Source organism: Mycobacterium tuberculosis H37Rv (genome assembly GCF_000195955.2).
GTDB lineage: Bacteria > Actinomycetota > Actinomycetes > Mycobacteriales > Mycobacteriaceae > Mycobacterium > Mycobacterium tuberculosis.
This window is the reverse complement of record NC_000962.3, coordinates 791,713-809,914: the sequence shown is the minus strand read 5'-3', so window position 1 is coordinate 809,914 and position 18,202 is coordinate 791,713. Positions and strand designations below refer to the sequence as shown.

Genomic DNA, 18,202 nt, shown 5'->3' with positions numbered 1-18,202 from the left:
CCTGCCCCGGGAAGCGACACGGAGTCAGATGGTAGCAACCGGCGTCATTGCTGGCGAGCAACTGGTTTGGGGGGCTTGGCTTTTTGGGGCAACCGGACCAGCGAGGGCGTGTGTTTGTACAGCGACACGCCGTTGGGGCCGTACAACTGCGCGCGCCCACGCCCAGCCAGGCCCGCTCCGGTAGTCGAATTCATGCGTAGCCCCCGGGAGTGACTCGTCGCGCCGACTGACGCCCTGCTGGGTGTGCAGTTCCTCATGCGAAGTTGGCACTACCCGGACACCGGGTCGGCCACGCACCGGAACCCGATATGGGTGGTCGCGGTGTCCTGCGACTGCGGCGAGCGCGCCGCCGGGCGGTAGCGGTGGCAGTACTCCGGCGCGCACAGGTGCGAGCCGCCCTTGAGGGTCTGGCTGATCGTCGGGTCGGCGGCTGTAGCGAGCTTGACCGGTGCGCAGCAGGCCGTCGAGGGTGGATCGATGCGATGGTGTGGATAGAACTCGGTGGTGGTCCACTCCCAAACGTTTCCGATCATGTCGAGCAAGCCAAACCCGTTGGCCGGAAACCTGCCCACCGGGGAGGTTCCCACCCAGCCCAATGCACCGTCGTTGCGGTAAGGAAACCGGCCCTGCCAGGTGTTCGCCATGAGCATGCCCCCCGGCTTCTCCTGGTCGCCCCACGCATAGGTTGCCGTGGTTCCGCCACGGGCCGCGTACTCCCACTCGGCCTCGGTCGGTAGGCGTCGACCAGCCCATCGTGCGTAGGCCACGGCGTCCGGATAGGCCACCTGTACGACCGGGTGGCCGGCTCGGTCGGCGATATCGCTGTCCCGGCCAAACGGATGGCGCCAGCAGGCGCCAGGTACCCAGTCCCACCATTGCCGCCAGTCACGCAGGTCGACCGGCCCGGCCGTCGGACAAAACACCATCGCACCGGGACACAGGTCTGCTGCGTCCACTCCTGGGTAGAGCCCGGGGTCAAGGGGTTGTTCTGCAACCGTCACATAGCCTGTCGCGGAGACGAATTCGGCAAATTGCGCGTTGGTCACCGGGTGTCGCTCTACCGCAAAGGCGCGCACGGTCACGGTATGAATCGGCGCTTCTTCGGGGTAGAAGCGCGTCGAGCCCATGCGGAACGATCCGCCGGGCAGGTCAACCAACTCGGTCAGCACGACTTCAGCGTATGCCGACCACGCCGTCCCGCGTCACAGCAGACCGCTCAGTCACGCGAAAAAGCAAGCGCAAGATCGGATTCCACATCTTCGAACGGTCGGCCTGACACGTCGACGGTGACCTGGGTGATGGTACCGCCGGTGAACGCGAACGGCGCTTCGTAGTGGCTGGACACAGCCGAACCGCCGTTGCGGCCAACGCTGATAGCGGCGCCGGCCAACCCGAACGTTCCAGGGTGGGTCAGCACATTGGTCAGGGCGCCGACCAGGTTCTCGTCGAAGAACAGCTCAAGATCGCCCACCGGCGTGTGACTGTTGGGCACGGTTCCGGTCCGCAAATAACGAACCCCGAGTAGATGTCTTCCCGACGGGACCGGACCCGACGAGCTGACCAGCTGCTGGCGCTCACCGAGGAAGTTGTAGACGTAGTGCAAGCGTCCGTCCCGGACGAACAGCACGTGCCCGCCATGGGCGCCGCCGTGCTTGAACAGCACGCCCTCGGCGCCGGTGGTATCGATGGTCACATCGGCCAGCACGGCGAACGAGCGCCCGCGAATCTCTACGGCCGCGCCGATGCCGACGTCAGCGCAGTCGGGATAGTAGACGTAGCTGGCTCGTTCGCTGACCAGGTAAGGCCGCGACCGAGTCATCGTTTCCAGGAGGTTCAGATCGGCCAGCGGCAGCCCGTTGTACTTGGCGGCTTCGGAGAACCACAGCGCCTTGAGCTCCTCAAGTTTGTCGGGATGCTCGGCGGCCAGGTCGTGGCACTGGCTGCGGTCTGCTGCGATGTGGAACAGTTCCCAGCGGTCAGCGTTGAAATTCGACCAGCCGGCGGGCGTGGCCGCGTGAATGGTGTTGGCGAACCAACCTTCATGCCAGATCCCGCGGGTGCCCAGCATGGTGTAGAACTGGGTGGTCTTGCCGGTGTCGGCGGCCGGGTCGGCAAGGGCCGCTATGAAGCTCACGCCGTCCATCGGTTTCTGCGGAATCCCCTTGACGGTCCCCGGCGGTGTCATGCCCAACAGGTCGTAGACGGTGGGCGTGATGTCGCTGACATTGACGTAGTTGTCGCGGATTTCACCGTGTGCGGCAATGCCGTTGGGCCAGGAGATGATTGCCGGGTCGGCAATGCCGCCTTCATGCGAGGCGTAGCGCTTGAACAGCTTGTAGGGGGTGTTGAAGGCCATTGCCCACCCGATGGGGTAGTGGTTGTAGGTCTGCGGGCCACCGAGGTGGTCGAAGAGCTTCATGCTTTCAGCGACGGTGTCGATGTAGCCGTTGAAGAACTTGCCTTCGTTGACCGATCCGTTGGGTCCGCCCTCGCCGCTGGCGCCGTTGTCGGAGATCACCACGATGATGGTGTTGTCCAGCTGGCCGGATTCCTCGAGGTAGTCCAGGATCCGTCCGATCTGGGCGTCGGTGTAGCTCAGAAAGCCGGCGAACACCTCGGCCATCCGGCAAAACAGCTTCTTTTCTTCATCGCTCAGCGAGTCCCACGGCCGCACCGTGTCCTGCAGCGGCCAGGTCTCGCCGTTTGGCCCCGGCACATCCAGATAAGGGTTTATGGGCGACAGTTCGGTGTCGGGTGGCACGATCCCTAGCGCCTTTTGCCTTTCCAGCACGATCTCGCGATAGCGCTCATACCCCATGTCGAATCGGCCGGCGTATCTGTCCGCCCATTCCTTGAAGACGTGGTGCGGCGCATGCCCGGCGCCTGGGCACACGTAGCTGAACCACGGCTTGTCGGGCGCGATCACCTTGGCATCACGAATGAACTCGATCGTCTTGTCGGCGATGTCTTTTGACAGGTGGTAGCCACCCTCGGGTGTGCCGGGAGGACTCACTGGGTGGTTGTCGTATACCAGGTCGGGATACCACTGGTCGGTCTCCCCGCCTAGGAATCCGTAGAACCGCTCGAACCCACGCGAGGTCGGCCAGTGCCGCTTCGTCGACGCCATATTGGATTCTTCGAGTGGCGTCAGGTGCCACTTGCCCACACAGTAGGTGTTGTAGCCATGTTCGGCCAGCACCTCTGGGAGCAACGCGGTGTCAGCCGGGATCCGCCCGTTGCAGTTGGGGAACCCGTCGGTGAACTCTTCGATGGTAGCCATGCCTACGGTGGTGGCGTTGCGACCGGTCAGCAGCGACGCCCGGGTCGGCGAGCACAGTGCGGTGGTGTGAAATTGCGACAGTCGCACGCCACGCTCGGCGACGCGCGTCATCGCGGGCATCTCGACCAGGCCGCCAAAGCAGTCCCAGGTCGCGATGCCGACGTCGTCCCAGACCAGATACAGGATGTTTGGTGAGTGCTCCGGTGCCACCGGCGCTGCGTATGGGCCCCAATCCGGCTCCGAATCACGAATATCCAGCTCGATGGTGCCGTTGAACGCCTCGGTGGCCTCGGGTGCCATAAGCCAGCCTCACTTCCCCGTGGAGTTAATGAACGGTTGTGTACACTACACGCACAGGGTAGGAATCAGCTGAGGATTTCCGCACTGACGCCGCGCTGGTTGGGCGAGCAGTCGCAAAAGCCCCCGCACGCCGCGCGTGTCGGGGGCTTTTGCGACTGCTCGTCAGGCTTACTTAGCCTTCTCGAGGATCTCGACGAGCCGCCAGCGCTTGGTCGCCGACAGCGGACGCGTCTCCATCAGCGAGACACGGTCGCCAATGCCGGCAACGCTGTCTTCGTCGTGTGCCTTGACCTTCTTAGTGGTCCGGATGATCTTGCCGTATAGCGGGTGCCGCATGCGGTCTTCCAGCTCCACCACAATGGTCTTCTGCATTTTGTCGCTCACCACATAGCCGATTCGTGTCTTGCGGCGGCCGCGTGGCTTCGGAGTACGCGGAGTGTGCTTGGGCCCCTTAACGTTTGCCGCGTTGGCCGCACCTATGGCCTCAGCGTCGTTGGGTGCGGCCTTCTTGGGGGCCGCCTTGGCGGCCTTAGCCACCCTAGGCGCCGCCTTCGCGCCGGTCTTAGCCTCTGCCATCACGATTCCTTACCATCGGGCCCAGTCGCCAGACCCAGTTCTCGTTCGCGCAGCACGGTGTAGATGCGCGCGATTTCCTGACGCACCGTACGGAGCCGGCGGTTATTGTTGAGCTGGCCGGTCGCCATCTGGAAACGCAAGTTGAACAACTCTTCCTTGGACTCGCGCAACCGCTCGGCCAGCTCCTCGTCGGTGAGCTCACGCAGTTCGCCCGGCGAGACACCCACTGCCATCAGAACTGCTCCTCTCGAGTAATAATGCGTGCCTTGATCGGCAGCTTGTGGATCGCTCGGGTGAGCGCGGCCCGGGCGACACCTTCATTGGGGTAACTGAGCTCGAACAGCACCCGGCCCGGCTTAACGTTGGCTACCCACCACTCCGGCGAGCCCTTGCCCGAACCCATGCGGGTTTCGGCGGGCTTCTTGGTCAGCGGGCGGTCAGGGAAGATGTTGATCCAAACCTTGCCGCCACGCTTGATGTGCCGGTTGATGGCGATACGCGCCGATTCGATCTGCCGGTTGGTGACATAGGCGTGCTCAAGGGCCTGAATGCCGTAGTCGCCGAAGTTCACCGTGGTGCCGCCGCTGGCGATGCCGCGCTGGCGAGGATGGTGCTGCTTGCGATGTTTAACCTTACGGGGAATCAACATGATTCAGCTCTCCGTGCTCTGCGCTTCAACGGGCGCTGCGGCGTCAGGCGCGGCCTCTTCGCCACCCGCGGCCCGACCCGCGTCGGTACCGGTCGCCGTGGTGCCCGAAGCACCGCTGCGACGGGGGCGCGTGCCCGACGGCCGCTCACGGCGCGGACGGTCGGCGCCCGCTGGCGCGGCGGCAGCCAATTCACGTTTGCCGCCCACGATGTCACCCTTGTAGATCCACACCTTCACACCGATCCGGCCGAAGGTGGTCTTGGCCTCGTATAGGCCGTAGTCGATATCTGCCCGCAAGGTGTGCAGCGGGACGCGGCCCTCGCGGTAGAACTCCGAGCGGCTCATTTCCGCGCCGCCGAGGCGGCCCGAGCACTGCACCCGGATTCCCTTGACGTTGGGCTGACGCATCGCCGACTGGATCGCCTTGCGCATTGCGCGGCGGAACGCCACCCGGTTGCTCAACTGCTCGGCTACCCCCTGGGCCACTAATTGCGCTTGCGACTCCGGGTTTTTGACCTCCAGGATGTTGAGCTGGACCTGCTTGCCGGTCAGCTTTTCCAGGTCGGCACGAATCCGGTCGGCCTCGGTCCCACGCCGACCAATGACGATGCCCGGACGCGCGGTGTGAATGTCCACCCGGACCCGGTCGCGGGTCCGCTCGATCTCTACATCGGCGATCCCAGCACGCTCTAGGCCACTGGACAGCAGCCGGCGGATCGCCACGTCCTCCTTGACGTACTCGGCATACTGCTTGTCGGCATACCAGCGCGACTTCCAGTCGGTGGTGATGCCCAGCCGGAAGCCATGCGGATTGATCTTTTGGCCCACTAGTCTGAGCCTCCCTTCGCTGCAGAAGTCTCAGAAGCCTTGGCGGGCGCCTTCTTGGCGGGCGCTTTCTTTGCGGGTGTCTTCTTAACGCCGGAACTGGCGGGTGCCTTCTTGGCGGGCGCTTTGGCGGCCGCTTTCTTGGCCGGCGCCGTAGCCCCGACCTTGCTGGCGGCCTTGCTGGCCTCGGTGCGGCGGGCCCGCGACGATTTCGCCGACCGTTGATCTTTGGCCGGCCGGCTTTCCACCACCACCGTGATGTGGCTAGTGCGCCGGCGGATGCGGAACGCGCGGCCCTGGGCGCGCGGACGGATGCGCTTGGCGGTCGGTCCCTGGTCGGCGTACACGGTGGCCACCACCAAGGTTGCCGGGTCCAGCCCGCCGTTGTTTTGCGCGTTGGCCGCCGCACTGGCGATCACTTTGGCCACCGGACCGCTGGCGGCCTGCGGCGCCCAGCGCAGGATGTCGAGCGCGTCTGACACCGACCTGCCACGCACCAGATCGATCACCCGGCGCGCCTTTCTTGGCGACACCCGCACAAATCGGGCCTTGGCGACCGCCGAGGGATACTCGGTAGCCTTAGTAGCCGCAGTCATCGCCGCTTGCTCTTTCGGTCGTCTTTAATGTGGCCCTTGAAGGTGCGTGTCGGCGCGAACTCACCAAGTTTGTGGCCCACCATCGATTCGGTGACGAACACGGGGACGTGCTTGCGGCCGTCGTGCACCGCAAAGGTATGGCCGATGAAGTCCGGAATGATGGTCGACCGACGCGACCAGGTCTTGATGACCTGCTTGGTGTTCTTCTCGTTCTGGACATCGACCTTCTTGAGCAGATGCTCGTCGACGAACGGGCCCTTCTTCAGGCTGCGTGGCATGGTTGGCTACTCCTGAAACTCCCTAGATCTGATTGCGCGGCTAACGCGAGTGCTTCTTGCCGGTGCGCCGGCGTCGGACGATGAACTTGTTGCTCGACTTGTTCGCATTGCGGGTACGCCCCTCAGGCTTGCCCCACGGGCTAACCGGGTGACGGCCGCCGGAGGTCTTACCCTCACCACCGCCGTGCGGGTGGTCGACCGGGTTCATCACCACGCCCCGGACCGACGGGCGCTTGCCCTTCCACCGCATCCGACCGGCCTTGCCCCAGTTGATGTTTGCCTGCTCGGCATTGCCCACTTCGCCGACGGTCGCGCGGCAGCGGACGTCGACCCGGCGGATCTCACCGCTGGGCATACGCAGCGACGCGTAGCTGGCCTCCTTGCCGAGCAGCTGGATGCTCGACCCGGCCGAGCGCGCAAGCTTAGCGCCACCTCCCGGGCGGAGCTCCACGGCGTGGATCAAGGTACCGGCCGGGATGTTGCGCAATGGCAGGTTGTTGCCCGGCTTGATGTCGGCGTTAGCGCCGGATTCCACCACATCCCCTTGCGAAAGTCCGTTGGGTGCAATGATGTAGCGCTTCTCCCCATCGAGATAGTGGAGCAACGCAATCCGTGCGGTACGGTTCGGGTCGTACTCGATGTGCGCGACCTTGGCGTTGACACCATCTTTGTCATTGCGGCGAAAGTCGATCATCCGGTAAGCGCGCTTATGACCGCCGCCTTTGTGCCGGGTGGTAATCCGGCCATGCGCGTTGCGTCCACCGCGACCGTGCAGCGGGCGCACCAGCGACTTCTCCGGGGTTGACCGGGTGATCTCGGCGAAATCAGATACGCTGGCGCCGCGACGACCAGGCGTCGTGGGCTTGTACTTGCGAATTGCCATGTCTAATCAGGTCTTTCTCTCACGCTCTCGTCGCCGGGCTAGGCCGCATTGCCCTGCTCCTCCTCATCGCTTCGCTCTGCATCGTCGCCGGGCTAGGCCGGTGCCCCGAACAGGTCGATCGGCCTGCTGCCCGGCGCCAGGGTGACGATGGCGCGCTTGGTGCTCTTGCGCTTGCCGTATCCGGTCCGGGTGCGTTTACGCTTGCCCTGCCGGTTCGCGGTGTTCACCGATGCGACCTTGACGGCAAAAATCTTCTCGACGGCGATCTTGATCTGCGTCTTGTTGGAATCCGGGCGCACCAAAAACGTGTACACGTTGTCATCCAGCAACCCATAGGATTTCTCCGAGATCACCGGGGCCAGGATGATGTCGCGGGGGTCAGCGAGCGTCGCCATCAGGCCGAAACCTCCTCGGACGTCGTGGTGTTGGCCGCGATATAGGCATTCAGCGCCTCAACGCTGAACACCACGTCGTCGGCACGCAGCACGTCATAGGTGTTGAGCTGGTCCGGCGCCAGGATGTGCACGCCCGGCAGATTGCGCACGCTTTTCGCGCCGGCCTCGTCGCTGCGCCCGATGACCACCAGCACCTGTTTACGTTCTGTCAGGCTGGCCAGAAATGCCCTGGCGCTCTTGGTCGACGGGTTTTGACCTTCCACTAGCTCGGTGATCGCGTGGATACGCCCGTTGCGGGCCCGGTCGGACAGCGCCCCGCGCAGCGCCGCGGCGATCATCTTCTTGGGTGTGCGCTGGCTGTAGTCGCGCGGCTTGGGACCGTGTACCACGCCACCGCCGGTGAACTGCGGCGCCCGCGTCGAGCCCTGCCGGGCACGACCGGTCCCCTTCTGCCGGTAGGGCTTGCGGCCACCGCCACTGACCTCGCCGCGCGTCTTCGTCGAGTGGGTACCCTGGCGTGCCGCCGCCCGCTGGGCGGTGACCACCTGGTGCATCAGCGCGATGTTGGCCGGGACGTCGAACAGCTCGGCCGGCAGCTCGATAGCGCCGTCGACCTTGCCCGCCGGCGTCTTGACGTCGATTTTGAGTGTCTTCTGCTCTTGCGCAGCCATCACTTCTCACCTCGTTTGATCGCACTGCGGACCATGACCAGTCCACCGGTGCGGCCAGGAACCGCACCCTTGATCAGCAGCACGCCGTTCTCGGCATCGACCTTATGCACCAAAAGGTTAAGAACGGTCACCCGGTCATTGCCCATCCGCCCGGCCATCCGGGTGCCCTTGAACACCCGCGCCGGCGTGGCACATCCGCCGATGGAGCCCGGACGGCGGTGCACCGCCTGGGCACCGTGACTGGCGCCCTGACCGCGGAAGCCGTGCCGCTTCATGGTGCCGGCGAAACCTTTGCCCTTGGAGGTACCCGTCACATCGACGTAGCTGCCATCGGCGAAGATCTCCGCGGTCAACTCTTGCCCAACCTGGTACTCGGTCGCGGCATCCGAGTCGTCCAGCCGCAGCTCCGCCAGGTATCGGCGTGGGTTGACGCCGGCGGCGGTGTACTGACCTGTCAGCGGCTTGTTGACCTTGCGTGGGCTGATCTCGCCATAGGCCAGCTGCACGGCGCTATAACCGTCGCGTTCGGGCGTGCGGATGCGGGTTACCACGTTGGGCCCGGCCTTGACCACGGTCACCGGTACTACTCTGTTGCTTTCGTCGAATACCTGCGTCATACCCAGCTTGGTACCGAGAATGCCCTTTCGTGCCATTGCTCTGTCCAATCTCCTACTGGATGTTGACGTCGACGCTGGCCGGAAGGTCGATGCGCATGAGCGCGTCAACGGTCTTCGGCGTGGGATCGATGATGTCGATCAACCGCTTGTGTGTGCGCATCTCGAAGTGCTCCCGCGAGTCCTTGTACTTATGCGGTGAGCGGATGACGCAATACACGTTCTTCTCAGTCGGTAGCGGCACCGGCCCTACGACGCTGGCACCGGTGCGGACGACGGTTTCGACGATCTTGCGCGCCGAAGCGTCAATGGCCTCATGGTCGTAGGCCTTCAGCCTGATGCGGATCTTCTGTCCCGCCACGCTTCTCCTACCTCACTCCCACTCGAGCCCGTATCCGGGTCCGGTGCTCCCCGGCGCGCCGATCGACCCGGTCCTTCTGGACCGATCTAGCGTTGCGCCGAATACTGCGCCGCTGTTTACCTGTCGTAGGTCCACCGGCCCCGCGCTCGGGCGTGTCGCCCGCACACAGCCTTGTCGCGATCAATTTCAAGGCCGAAATCGTCGCGCTTCAAGGGTGGGACCGGACGCGCCCGTGTGGGCGCTGGTCGTATGCCCGGCCAGACGCAAACCTGGCGCAGGGCAACCTGAACAGTATGCCCCAGATCACCGCTTCGGCCAAATCGCCGCTGGCTCGGGTGCAGCGGCGGGCGGCCGGTTGCTATCGGCACCTGACCCGGCACTGACAACACACACCCTTGACTCGACAGTCGAGTACAGGGTTCGGAATGGCGGAATGCGGAGTAGCCAGGTTGCCGCGCGGGCTGGGATCAACGGCCAGACGCTGCGCTATTACGAGCGGAGGACCTGCTAGCCGCGCCGGCCCGGTCGTTCTCAGGGCTATCGCGGTATCGCGCCGATGCGGTATCGGTGGTCTCGTCCGTCAGACGCGCGTAGTCCCATGGATTCAGCCTCGACGAGATCGAGGAGCTGCTGCAGCTAGCTGACAGCGGACCCGCCGACTGCCAGACCGCCCCGCGAATTGGCCCTAGCCAAGTTGGCACAGTCGGCCGACAGAATCGCCGCCCGACAGCGGATGCAACGATCACTCGCCCAACTCGTCGCCACCTGCGAGCTTCCCGCGCCGACCGGTACTGCCCCCATCGAGCGCCGGATCTCCGAGTCCTTCGCCGCGAGCAGATCGACACGACGATCACCCATCGCACAATCAATGACCAGACCGTCGCCGCCGAGGCCGGGATCACCAACCCTGCCTGTCGACGGCGAAGACCCGTTTGCCGAAGCCGTTTTGACGGCGAGCGTGTCCTGCCGCCTCTACCCGACAGACACCGGCGGCACCCCAGCCGACCGCTGTACTCCCGCGACCGGAGGTGAATTCCCGACCTCAGCGCTGATCGCCTCGCGCGGCGCCGCCTACCCCGCAACCCAACCGAACGGGCCATCCATCCGCACCATATTGCGGGCGTTGGCAATTCACCGCCGCCCGTCGGCCAACAGTAAGCTCGGCGCGGTAACCACCGAGTTCGACACGTCCGCGCCGCGGATCCTGGACCAGCTGCACGCATCGGACGTCATCCGCCTGGACGCATCGGCGCGATGTATCCTTTCTCCGCAGCACCGAATCCGCATCGTATTCAGATCGCCTATGGTGCCCAGGTTTTCGGGCTAATCGCAGTTTGGGTGTAGGGGGGGTCGGCGTGTCGTTGTTGCCGGGGTCAAGGTTTTCGATGATGAAGGTTGCTTGCACCAATCCAGCGGGGACGCCCTTGGTGGCCGGCACTGGGTTTGGGGTCCACCGCGATGGGTGAGTATGGGAAGTGTGGCACGTGTGAGCCGTCGTGGTGCACACGGCCAGTGGCAGCCCGTTGGCGCCGTCGCCCAACGTGTTCTGCGGGCGGAAAATCGGGGGGCTCTGATTCTCCGCCCTCAGTTCACGCTCGGTGCCGGTTAGCCTCACGCGGTCAACGTGCACCCTTCGGTTACCCCTGCGACCCAATGACTCGGGGTCCGGGCGGGCGCTCGCGCGTCGTTTCAGGCCCGGCGCCGTTCAGCCTCTAGAGCCTCGGTGGCCCAGGCCACCACGTGGAAAGGATCGACGCGGCGGACCGCGTTGGGGCACCGCTGGGCCACGACGTCGGCAATCCGGGCGGCAGCATCAGCTAAGACTACAGTGATCTGCGCTGGTCCTGTCCTTTGACAAGCCAGAAACCCTAAGCGACAACGACGTGCGCCTACTCAAACCAGAAGTCCACCCACGGAAGTGTCAGAAGAGCCACTTCTTCGCAGGCCGCCAAACCGCGAAGCCTGGGCCGCGGCCCACCTCCGATGTCAGCGCCATCATCGTCGACCTGACGACTGCAGTCCGATGCGGAGCTACGCTATTCGGTCCCCTGCTCAATGCCTGACCGAAATGCACATTCGGCAGCGACCGCTGTGGTCGCCCCACTCGACGAAAGTCACTGAACAAATTCGGCCGCGCGGTGGCCCAGCATTACGATCGTTGCGTGTGGACCGCGACTGGTGATCGACGGAAGGACAGATCCGTCTATCACCCATAGGTTTTCGATGCCGCGGACCCGACACCTCGGGTCGACGACGGCTCGTGGGTCATCGTCGGTGCCCATTGGGGCACTACCACACAGATGCTGCGATGTCGCCCATACGGCTGGACCGATGCGCGTTGCCGCACCGCATAATTCGTGGGCCAATGCGCTACCCTGGCGCAGGGCCGCGACATCGGCAGGTTCACTGTCGTATCGGTGCTCGATGCGGACTGGTATCTGGGGATCACTCGAGACCAACGTGATGCGTCCGCGTGCCCGCGGCTGCATGAGCGCCACCCCGATATGCGGCCAATCGCGATGCCCGGCTGTACCGTCGCCGGTCATCGCAACGAAGCCGCCTGTGTACGGCCTTATTTCGATGCCGTCATGAGTGCTCAGCAGCACCTCTAACACCGGCCGATCGACAGCCACCGCCCAGTTGGTCGGCATCACCCATTCCGGGTGGTCACTGCAGCCCATGCCAACCGGCAACGCCATAAGCACCTTCACACCGGCGGATCGCAACACCTCCTCCTCGCCGACGCCCGAGAGCATCAACAGATGAGCTGACTGAATCGCTCCGGCGCACAATACGATTCGGTCAGCGCTCAGGCTTACCGGGCCTCCTGGGCCGATCGCGTCGACACCCACCGCGGTGGTGGCGGAAAAGCGCAACCGCACCGCCCGCGTCCGGGCCAGCAGTGTCAGATTCGGCCGTCCCAGCGCGGGCATCAGATAGCCGACCGCCGAGCTGGTGCGTACGCCGTTAACGATGTTGAGCGGGACCGCGCCTACACCCGAAGGCATTTCCGGCCCAACATCGTTGAGGTCAGCGATCCAAGCGAACCCTGCGTCCTCTGCGGCAGCCATGAAACTTTCAGTGATGCCAGTCATTTCGTGTGTGCGGCGAACTGGGATGGGGCCACTACGGCCATGCACAGGCGTCTCGAAATCCAGATCTGTCTCGATAGCCCGGAAGTGCTCCAGAACGTCAGACCATGCCCAGCCTGGTATCGAGGCACGGTCGAAATCGCTGGGCAGTCCGCGGCAGAAATAGCCGCCGTTGATTGCGCCGGAACCGCCGACCGTCGCACCCCGCACGATCGGCAAGTGGCGAACCGGTCGATCGGTGAGCCGCGTCCGATAACGCTCAACCAGAGGGCTGCCAGCTCCGATCGGCAGTTGCAACCCATTGGCCGTCTGAGCCAGCAACCCCGGATCGGCCAGCCCGGGGCCAGCCTCAAGCACGGTCACCACACAGCTCGAGTCCATGGAAAGACGCTCGGCAACAACCGATCCAGCACTTCCAGCACCGACGACCAGCACATCGCTATGCCGGACCGCCGCAGTCACACTAGGTACGAATCTGCGGCTTGAGCGCGCCGATGTTACGTTCGCGCACCACCCCGTACCACAGGCCAGCGCCATAAGCCAAGTCGTCCACGCGCTTCAGCACTAGGTAGGTCAGCGGCCCAATCGGTTCAGCATCATCGTCGGCGCCCTCCCTGCGGCGAAGCCAATCCACCACACCGTCCACTACCGCCGCAATCAACACCACCCGCCTACAGCGGCGCGACAGGATGGCCGCGAGCAATGCCAGTGGCCAATAGTGCCGGCAGATGGCCGACGCCAGCTGCAGCGCGGCCGCCCACAACCCGCGGGTGGCGACGGCAAGCACATCCAAGAACGACGTCTCGGCGCAGCGCATGGCCCTGGCGATCCGGCGACCAGTCAGCACCGCGATCACCAACGACGCCAGTCGACCAAGGCCTGTGCCGATCGACATGAGGATCCACGCCATCAGCGCCCCGCCCGAAATCACCAGCGGCGCGGTCTTGTCCGGGTGCCGCACAGCTAGCGGAGCCGCCGAACCGCCGTAAAACGCCTTGCGCGCGATCCAGTCCCGCAATTGGGTCCGATGGTCATGGGCGACCAGCGCAATTGGCTCGTAGCGCAGCCGAGCACCAGCCTCGATGAGCCGCCAGCACAAGTCGACATCTTCCCCGGAGTGCATGGTCTCGTCGAAGCCGCCGACGTCGCGGATGGCTGAACTCCGGCAAACGATGGCGGCGCTCGGCACGTAAGAGACTGTGCTATGCGGTAACACCGGCGCTTCGCGCTGACCAAGGTCCAACGACGAGTGCAGGGCCTCATAGCGAGCTACCGGGTTCTCGCCTTCCACCAAGCTGACGATGCGAGGTGCGACGAGTGCGACGGTGGGATCGCAGAAGTGGCCGAGTAAGGATTCCAACCATCCCCGCCGCGGCGTCACGTCGGAATCCAGGAACGCCACGAAGTCGGTGGTGCAGGCCGCTAGCCCGGTGTTGCGAGCCGCGGCCGGCCCCTTGCTGTGGGGGTGGTGGAGTACTTCGATGTCGCAATGTGCGCCGACAAAGTCGTCCGACTCGACCGGGCACGCCGAACCGTCGTCGACCACGATGACGCGTAATCCGCGTAACGAGGTCACCAGACGCCGCAGACCAGATGCGTTGTTCCGTACTGGTATAACGACGGTGACGTCACGATGTGACGGCCCACTCGGCGGCCGTGGATGCGCCACCGTGGCGTCCAGCAGGATGCGGGCCAGCTCCGCGCTGACCTCGTCGCGGACCTTAAGGCGGCCGTCACAGAGCAGGCCTCGTGCGGCGGGAGCCAGCCGCAGCAACCGGGTCGGTGAGCCACCGAGCAGGGCCGAGCCGTCGCCAAGCACTCGCACGCGACGGTCAACCTGGACGGCGAACCCGTCAGGCAGTCGGGTCGCGGTCATCTGCGCCGCTTCTCCTCATCGCTTCGCTCTGCATCGTCGCCGGCGCGGTCATGTCAACATCCCGTCGGGCTGTGGCATCCACCGGGCGACTCGGCGCACACAGTCGTCGACCATCGCCGCGAAGATCCGCCGCCCCTCGGCCGCGGTCGCCGTGGTCGGATCCCCGAGCACTCCTGTCTCGCTCACGGCCGCGACCCCGCCTCGGCGCATCGACGGCAACAACACGGGCAGCGGTGCGCGATTACCCGCGCGCCACCGTTCGGTGCGCACGTCGGCCGGCGAAAGATGCAGCAGCACGGATGTTTCGGTGTGGCCGGCGTGGGGGTCACCGCCCGGGCAGGTGCACGGGCACCATCCGGCGTCGCGACCTTCAGCGCGCAGCAGGCCTACCGCTCGGGTCAAAGCGCCGACATTGCCGCCGTGCCCGTTGACGAAGACCAGGCGCCGGGCCCAGCAGGCGGCCGACCTGCCATACTCCACGAGCAACATCGTCAGGGCTTCAGTGCCGATAGAGATCGTTCCAGCGAAACGCTGGTGTTCGCCGCTGGCGCCGTAGGCAATGGCGGGCGCCATCAGCCATTCCTCCTGAGCAATGGGCAGGTCCTCGGCGTGCAGCCTCGCGGTGACGGTCCGGGCCACGGCGGTCGCGATCCGGGTATCGGTATCTAACGGCAGGTGGGGACCGTGCTGCTCGGTGGACCCCAGCGGGATCACTATCGACGGCGACGTGCTTGGTAGCTGGCTCGACGTCGCACTCCCGAGTTCCCCGACTACCGGCACTCGCCGATGGTAGGACGAATTCACCTGGCGTGCACCAATTGTTATGTCTTCTACCGAAATTTTTTTCGTCGTGATGACTTACCGGCCACACATCCTGCTCGCCCGCCACGGCTGCCACGCCCGTATCAGAATTTCTAAAAACGTCATTCCGTCGCGAGCATCTCTGTGGTAATGGGAGGGCCAACCCCAATTTGGGCCCAGCTCAACATCCGGCTAAACGTCCCGTCGGGAGGGCACACCCAGGTCGCGGATGAACCCGGTGGGAACGAGGATGTCGGCTGGGCTGAGGTCATGGACAGAGGCATGCCCGAGACCCATCAGAGCCGAGTCGATACCACCGCGCAGGATGTCGAGTACATTCTCGACCCCGGCTTGGCCGTTGGCGGCCAAGCCCCACAGGTAAGCGCGACCAATCATTACCGCGCGCGCGCCCAGCGCCACCGCCTTGACGACATCGCTGCCCCGCCGGATGCCGCCGTCGAGCAACACTTCGACCTGATCGCCGACCGCCGCCGAGACCGCGGGCAGGGCCCGGATCGATGCTGGCGTCCCATCCAAATTGTTGCCACCATGGTTGGATACCGAGATCGCCGAAACCCCGGCATCCACAGCTCTTTTGGCATCGTCGACCCGCATGACGCCCTTGAGCATGAACGGTCCGCCCCACAGTTCGCGCAGCCAGCCGATATCTTCCCAGGTCGGCGGAGGTGTTGCCATCCATTCGCCGTAGGCTGCGAAGAACGGTGGGCCGGGCTCGCCGCGCCGGCCCTGGTTGGGCACCCGTAGGTCCGGTGGCCGTAGCGTCTTGGCGAACTTCCACAACCACCTCGGCCGGGTGATCGCCTCCGGGGATAGCCGCAGGATGGTCTTCAAGTTCATCTCTTCGGGGATCTTGGGGCTGCCCCAGTCGCGCCCGTGCGAGAACGTCCAGTCGGTGGTGACGACCAGGCCGACCGCGCCGGCCTGCCGCGCCCGTTCGACGCGTTCAGCGAGCGCGTCGCGCCCGCCCTGCCAGTAGACCTGGAAGAAGGTCTTGGGGTTGGCGGCAATGACCTCCTCGATCGGCTTGCTGGCAAACGAGGACAATCCCATCACAGTACCCCGGGCGGCCGCGGCCCGCGCGACGGCGACTTCACCGCCGGGATCGACCGCCTGAACACCGGTCGGCGAAATAATCACTGGCAACGAAACTTCTTGCCCCATAACGGTCGTCGACAAGTCACGTTTATCTGTCGCCCCGATGACGTGCGGCGCGAACCCGAGCTCGCTGAATGCTGCGACATTGTCGGCGACCGTGATTCCCTTTTCACTGGCCGCAATCAGGGACGAGTAAACCGATTTCGGCAGCCTCCGCTTCGCGCGTTGCTGCGCGATGGCTACCGTTTCAAACCACGCTTCGGCCACGGCTACACCGGACTTTCATTGCACGGGCGCTTGGGTGGCCGCATCGACAGCGTCAGGGGCACCGGTTTGCTGACGCGCCGACCGCGGGAGTGGTCGGCGCGGGGCCGCGGTAGGTGGCGCTCGCGCGCCAGCGCCGGCTCGCTATGGCCTTGCACGCATTCGGGATCCGGCCCGTCCAGCGGCAGGCCGGTGAAGAATTTCGCCGCCATGCAGCCGCCCCGGCAGCTGTCGTAGTGTCCGCAGCTGCCACAGGCGCCTGCGGACTGGGGCTCCCGGAGCTCGCGAAACAGCGACGAGTTCTTCCAGACATTTTGAAATCCGCCGTCGGACAACACGTTTCCGGCTAAGAAGTGGTCATGAATGGCGAATGGGCACGCATACACGTCACCCACCGGGTCGATCAGGCACACTACCCGCCCGGCTCCGCACATGTTCAAGCCGGCCAGAGCCCCCGACTGGCCGAGCGGCGCCAGGTGGAAGAAGGAATCGCCGGTGAGCACCCGCTCTCCTTTGGAAACCAGCCAGTCGTAAAGCTGCACCTGCTGGTCGGCGGTGGGGTGCAGGTCGGCCCATACGTCAGTCCCGCGCCCGGACGGTCGCAACCTGGTTATCCGCAACGTCGCTCCGTAACGGCTTGCCAGCGTGGCGAATTCGTCGAGCTGGGCGACGTTGCGCCGGGTGATCACAACCGAGATCTTGACGCCGGCAAATCCCGCCGCTGCCAGGTTCTGCAGCGCGCGCACCGCCATGTCGAACGACCCGGTGCCGCGGATGGCGTCGTTGACCTCGGCCGTGGCGCCGTCGAGTGAGATCTGAACGTCGACGTAGTCGGTGGCTGCCAGCCGCGTGGCCACCTCGGGGGTGATCCGGACCCCGTTGGTGGAGAATTTCACCCCGACGTGGTGTGCGGTGGCGTAATCTACCAGCTCCCAAAAGTCCGGGCGCACGGTTGGTTCGCCGCCGCCGATGTTCACGTAGAACACCTGCATGCGTTCCAGTTCGTCGATGATGTCCTTGCATTGGCGGGTGGACAACTCGCCGGGATCGCGTTTGCCCGAGGACGACAGGCAGTGCACGCAAGCTAGGTTGCAGGCGTAGGTCAGCTCCCAGGTAAGGCAGATCGGCGCGTCGAGCCCCCGCTCGAACTGCTCGATGAGTCGGGGTACGGGGCTCGTCATGTTGTCTGCCGAGGAACCAGCATGTTCGAACCGGCGAGCACACTCAGGGCGTGCAGGTACGGATCCTGGTCACAGTCGTCGACGCCGGCGCCGCGGCAGGCCGACCGGATATCGGGATAATCCGCCAGCGTCTGCACCACCGCGAGGATGGTGCGATTTTTCAGAAATGACAACTTACGGGTGCCGAAGTGATAGAGCAGCGCGCCAAAAGGCTCCGGCCGGACCGCCACCTGTGGGTGTAGTCGCCAGCCGCGATCGGGATCGAATTCGCTGGAATCAGCCCGGCGAGCCTGCGCGGGCGCCGGCACGGTCAGTAAACCCCACACATTCCGTCGATGGACACCTCTTCAACCAGGGTCTCGGTGACAAGCTCGGTGTCGGTATCGGTTTCGTAGTCCATCTGGATTGCCTTTCGCCAGCAGGTCTCGACAGCGATCCGTCGAT

The 18,202-nt window shown here is 64.8% G+C and carries 22 protein-coding genes and 2 other annotated features; all 22 genes read right to left on the bottom strand.

Annotation, left to right across the window (positions count from 1 at the left end; genetic code table 11):
• Nucleotides 1-269: 269 nt before the first annotated feature.
• On the bottom strand, nucleotides 270-1,169 hold the full coding sequence (locus Rv0712) for a hypothetical protein (RefSeq protein ID NP_215226.1): 900 nt from the start codon (nucleotides 1,167-1,169) through the stop codon (nucleotides 270-272).
• Nucleotides 1,170-1,216: 47 nt separating this feature from the next.
• Entirely contained in the window at nucleotides 1,217-3,580 is a 2,364-nt protein-coding gene (gene atsA, locus Rv0711) for an arylsulfatase AtsA (protein ID NP_215225.1), read from the bottom strand.
• A 168-nt stretch (nucleotides 3,581-3,748) separates the two neighbouring features.
• Nucleotides 3,749-4,159 (bottom strand): 30S ribosomal protein S17, encoded by a 411-nt coding sequence (gene rpsQ, locus Rv0710; protein NP_215224.1) that lies wholly within the window; start codon nucleotides 4,157-4,159, stop codon nucleotides 3,749-3,751.
• A complete protein-coding gene (rpmC, locus tag Rv0709; protein NP_215223.1) occupies nucleotides 4,156-4,389 on the bottom strand; it encodes a 50S ribosomal protein L29 in 234 nt (77 codons plus the stop codon). The genes rpsQ and rpmC overlap by 4 nt, the downstream gene beginning before the upstream one ends.
• Complete coding sequence (gene rplP / locus Rv0708; protein NP_215222.1) at nucleotides 4,389-4,805, bottom strand: 50S ribosomal protein L16; 417 nt, start codon at nucleotides 4,803-4,805, stop codon at nucleotides 4,389-4,391. The genes rpmC and rplP overlap by 1 nt, the downstream gene beginning before the upstream one ends.
• 3 nt (nucleotides 4,806-4,808) lie before the next feature.
• Nucleotides 4,809-5,633, bottom strand: a complete 825-nt coding sequence (gene rpsC / locus Rv0707) for a 30S ribosomal protein S3 (RefSeq protein ID NP_215221.1) — start codon at nucleotides 5,631-5,633, stop codon at nucleotides 4,809-4,811.
• Nucleotides 5,633-6,226 (bottom strand): 50S ribosomal protein L22, encoded by a 594-nt coding sequence (gene rplV / locus Rv0706; protein NP_215220.1) that lies wholly within the window; start codon nucleotides 6,224-6,226, stop codon nucleotides 5,633-5,635. The genes rpsC and rplV overlap by 1 nt, the downstream gene beginning before the upstream one ends.
• On the bottom strand, nucleotides 6,223-6,504 hold the full coding sequence (gene rpsS, locus Rv0705) for a 30S ribosomal protein S19 (RefSeq protein NP_215219.1): 282 nt from the start codon (nucleotides 6,502-6,504) through the stop codon (nucleotides 6,223-6,225). The genes rplV and rpsS overlap by 4 nt, the downstream gene beginning before the upstream one ends.
• 40 nt (nucleotides 6,505-6,544) lie before the next feature.
• Entirely contained in the window at nucleotides 6,545-7,387 is an 843-nt protein-coding gene (gene rplB, locus Rv0704; protein ID NP_215218.1) for a 50S ribosomal protein L2, read from the bottom strand.
• 50 nt (nucleotides 7,388-7,437) lie between these two features.
• Nucleotides 7,438-7,486, bottom strand: a repeat region (49 bp Mycobacterial Interspersed Repetitive Unit,Class II).
• Entirely contained in the window at nucleotides 7,480-7,782 is a 303-nt protein-coding gene (gene rplW / locus Rv0703) for a 50S ribosomal protein L23 (protein ID NP_215217.1), read from the bottom strand. (Overlaps the previous feature by 7 nt.)
• Nucleotides 7,782-8,453: a 50S ribosomal protein L4 gene (gene rplD / locus Rv0702; protein NP_215216.1), complete on the bottom strand. Its 672-nt coding sequence runs from the start codon at nucleotides 8,451-8,453 to the stop codon at nucleotides 7,782-7,784. The genes rplW and rplD overlap by 1 nt, the downstream gene beginning before the upstream one ends.
• Nucleotides 8,453-9,106, bottom strand: a complete 654-nt coding sequence (rplC, locus tag Rv0701; protein ID NP_215215.1) for a 50S ribosomal protein L3 — start codon at nucleotides 9,104-9,106, stop codon at nucleotides 8,453-8,455. Before rplC ends, rplD begins: the two co-directional genes overlap by 1 nt.
• A gap of 16 nt (nucleotides 9,107-9,122) precedes the next feature.
• A complete protein-coding gene (gene rpsJ / locus Rv0700) occupies nucleotides 9,123-9,428 on the bottom strand; it encodes a 30S ribosomal protein S10 (RefSeq protein NP_215214.1) in 306 nt (101 codons plus the stop codon).
• Between the two features lie 636 nt (nucleotides 9,429-10,064).
• A complete protein-coding gene (locus tag Rv0699; protein NP_215213.1) occupies nucleotides 10,065-10,286 on the bottom strand; it encodes a hypothetical protein in 222 nt (73 codons plus the stop codon).
• 184 nt (nucleotides 10,287-10,470) lie between these two features.
• Nucleotides 10,471-11,082, bottom strand: a complete 612-nt coding sequence (locus Rv0698) for a hypothetical protein (protein NP_215212.1) — start codon at nucleotides 11,080-11,082, stop codon at nucleotides 10,471-10,473.
• Nucleotides 11,083-11,542: 460 nt separating this feature from the next.
• Nucleotides 11,543-12,982, bottom strand: a complete 1,440-nt coding sequence (locus tag Rv0697; RefSeq protein ID NP_215211.1) for a dehydrogenase — start codon at nucleotides 12,980-12,982, stop codon at nucleotides 11,543-11,545.
• Between the two features lies 1 nt (nucleotide 12,983).
• Nucleotides 12,984-14,396, bottom strand: a complete 1,413-nt coding sequence (locus Rv0696; protein NP_215210.1) for a mycofactocin biosynthesis glycosyltransferase MftF — start codon at nucleotides 14,394-14,396, stop codon at nucleotides 12,984-12,986.
• Nucleotides 14,397-14,448: a repeat region (52 bp Mycobacterial Interspersed Repetitive Unit,Class II), on the bottom strand.
• Nucleotides 14,445-15,200, bottom strand: coding sequence for a mycofactocin system creatinine amidohydrolase family protein MftE (locus Rv0695; RefSeq protein ID NP_215209.1), 756 nt, complete (start codon nucleotides 15,198-15,200; stop codon nucleotides 14,445-14,447). (Overlaps the previous feature by 4 nt.)
• 189 nt (nucleotides 15,201-15,389) lie before the next feature.
• Entirely contained in the window at nucleotides 15,390-16,580 is a 1,191-nt protein-coding gene (locus Rv0694; protein ID NP_215208.1) for a mycofactocin system heme/flavin oxidoreductase MftD, read from the bottom strand.
• Between the two features lie 2 nt (nucleotides 16,581-16,582).
• Nucleotides 16,583-17,758 (bottom strand): mycofactocin radical SAM maturase MftC, encoded by a 1,176-nt coding sequence (locus Rv0693; protein NP_215207.1) that lies wholly within the window; start codon nucleotides 17,756-17,758, stop codon nucleotides 16,583-16,585.
• Nucleotides 17,755-18,084, bottom strand: a complete 330-nt coding sequence (locus tag Rv0692) for a mycofactocin system protein MftB (RefSeq protein NP_215206.1) — start codon at nucleotides 18,082-18,084, stop codon at nucleotides 17,755-17,757. Before Rv0692 ends, Rv0693 begins: the two co-directional genes overlap by 4 nt.
• Entirely contained in the window at nucleotides 18,069-18,158 is a 90-nt protein-coding gene (locus Rv0691A; RefSeq protein ID YP_007409348.2) for a mycofactocin precursor, read from the bottom strand. The genes Rv0692 and Rv0691A overlap by 16 nt, the downstream gene beginning before the upstream one ends.
• Nucleotides 18,159-18,202 lie beyond the last annotated feature (44 nt).

Coding starts and splice junctions, on each gene's coding strand:
- rplV (NP_215220.1), bottom strand. CDS start 6,226: ATGACTGCGGCTACTAAGGCTACCGAGTATCCCTCGGCGGTCGCCAAG.
- rplC (NP_215215.1), bottom strand. CDS start 9,106: ATGGCACGAAAGGGCATTCTCGGTACCAAGCTGGGTATGACGCAGGTA.
- rplD (NP_215216.1), bottom strand. CDS start 8,453: ATGGCTGCGCAAGAGCAGAAGACACTCAAAATCGACGTCAAGACGCCG.
- atsA (NP_215225.1), bottom strand. CDS start 3,580: ATGGCACCCGAGGCCACCGAGGCGTTCAACGGCACCATCGAGCTGGAT.
- rplW (NP_215217.1), bottom strand. CDS start 7,782: ATGGCGACGCTCGCTGACCCCCGCGACATCATCCTGGCCCCGGTGATC.
- rpmC (NP_215223.1), bottom strand. CDS start 4,389: ATGGCAGTGGGTGTCTCGCCGGGCGAACTGCGTGAGCTCACCGACGAG.
- rplB (NP_215218.1), bottom strand. CDS start 7,387: ATGGCAATTCGCAAGTACAAGCCCACGACGCCTGGTCGTCGCGGCGCC.
- rpsS (NP_215219.1), bottom strand. CDS start 6,504: ATGCCACGCAGCCTGAAGAAGGGCCCGTTCGTCGACGAGCATCTGCTC.
- Rv0699 (NP_215213.1), bottom strand. CDS start 10,286: ATGGGTGATCGTCGTGTCGATCTGCTCGCGGCGAAGGACTCGGAGATC.
- Rv0696 (NP_215210.1), bottom strand. CDS start 14,396: ATGACCGCGACCCGACTGCCTGACGGGTTCGCCGTCCAGGTTGACCGT.
- Rv0691A (YP_007409348.2), bottom strand. CDS start 18,158: ATGGACTACGAAACCGATACCGACACCGAGCTTGTCACCGAGACCCTG.
- rplP (NP_215222.1), bottom strand. CDS start 4,805: ATGTTGATTCCCCGTAAGGTTAAACATCGCAAGCAGCACCATCCTCGC.
- Rv0693 (NP_215207.1), bottom strand. CDS start 17,758: ATGACGAGCCCCGTACCCCGACTCATCGAGCAGTTCGAGCGGGGGCTC.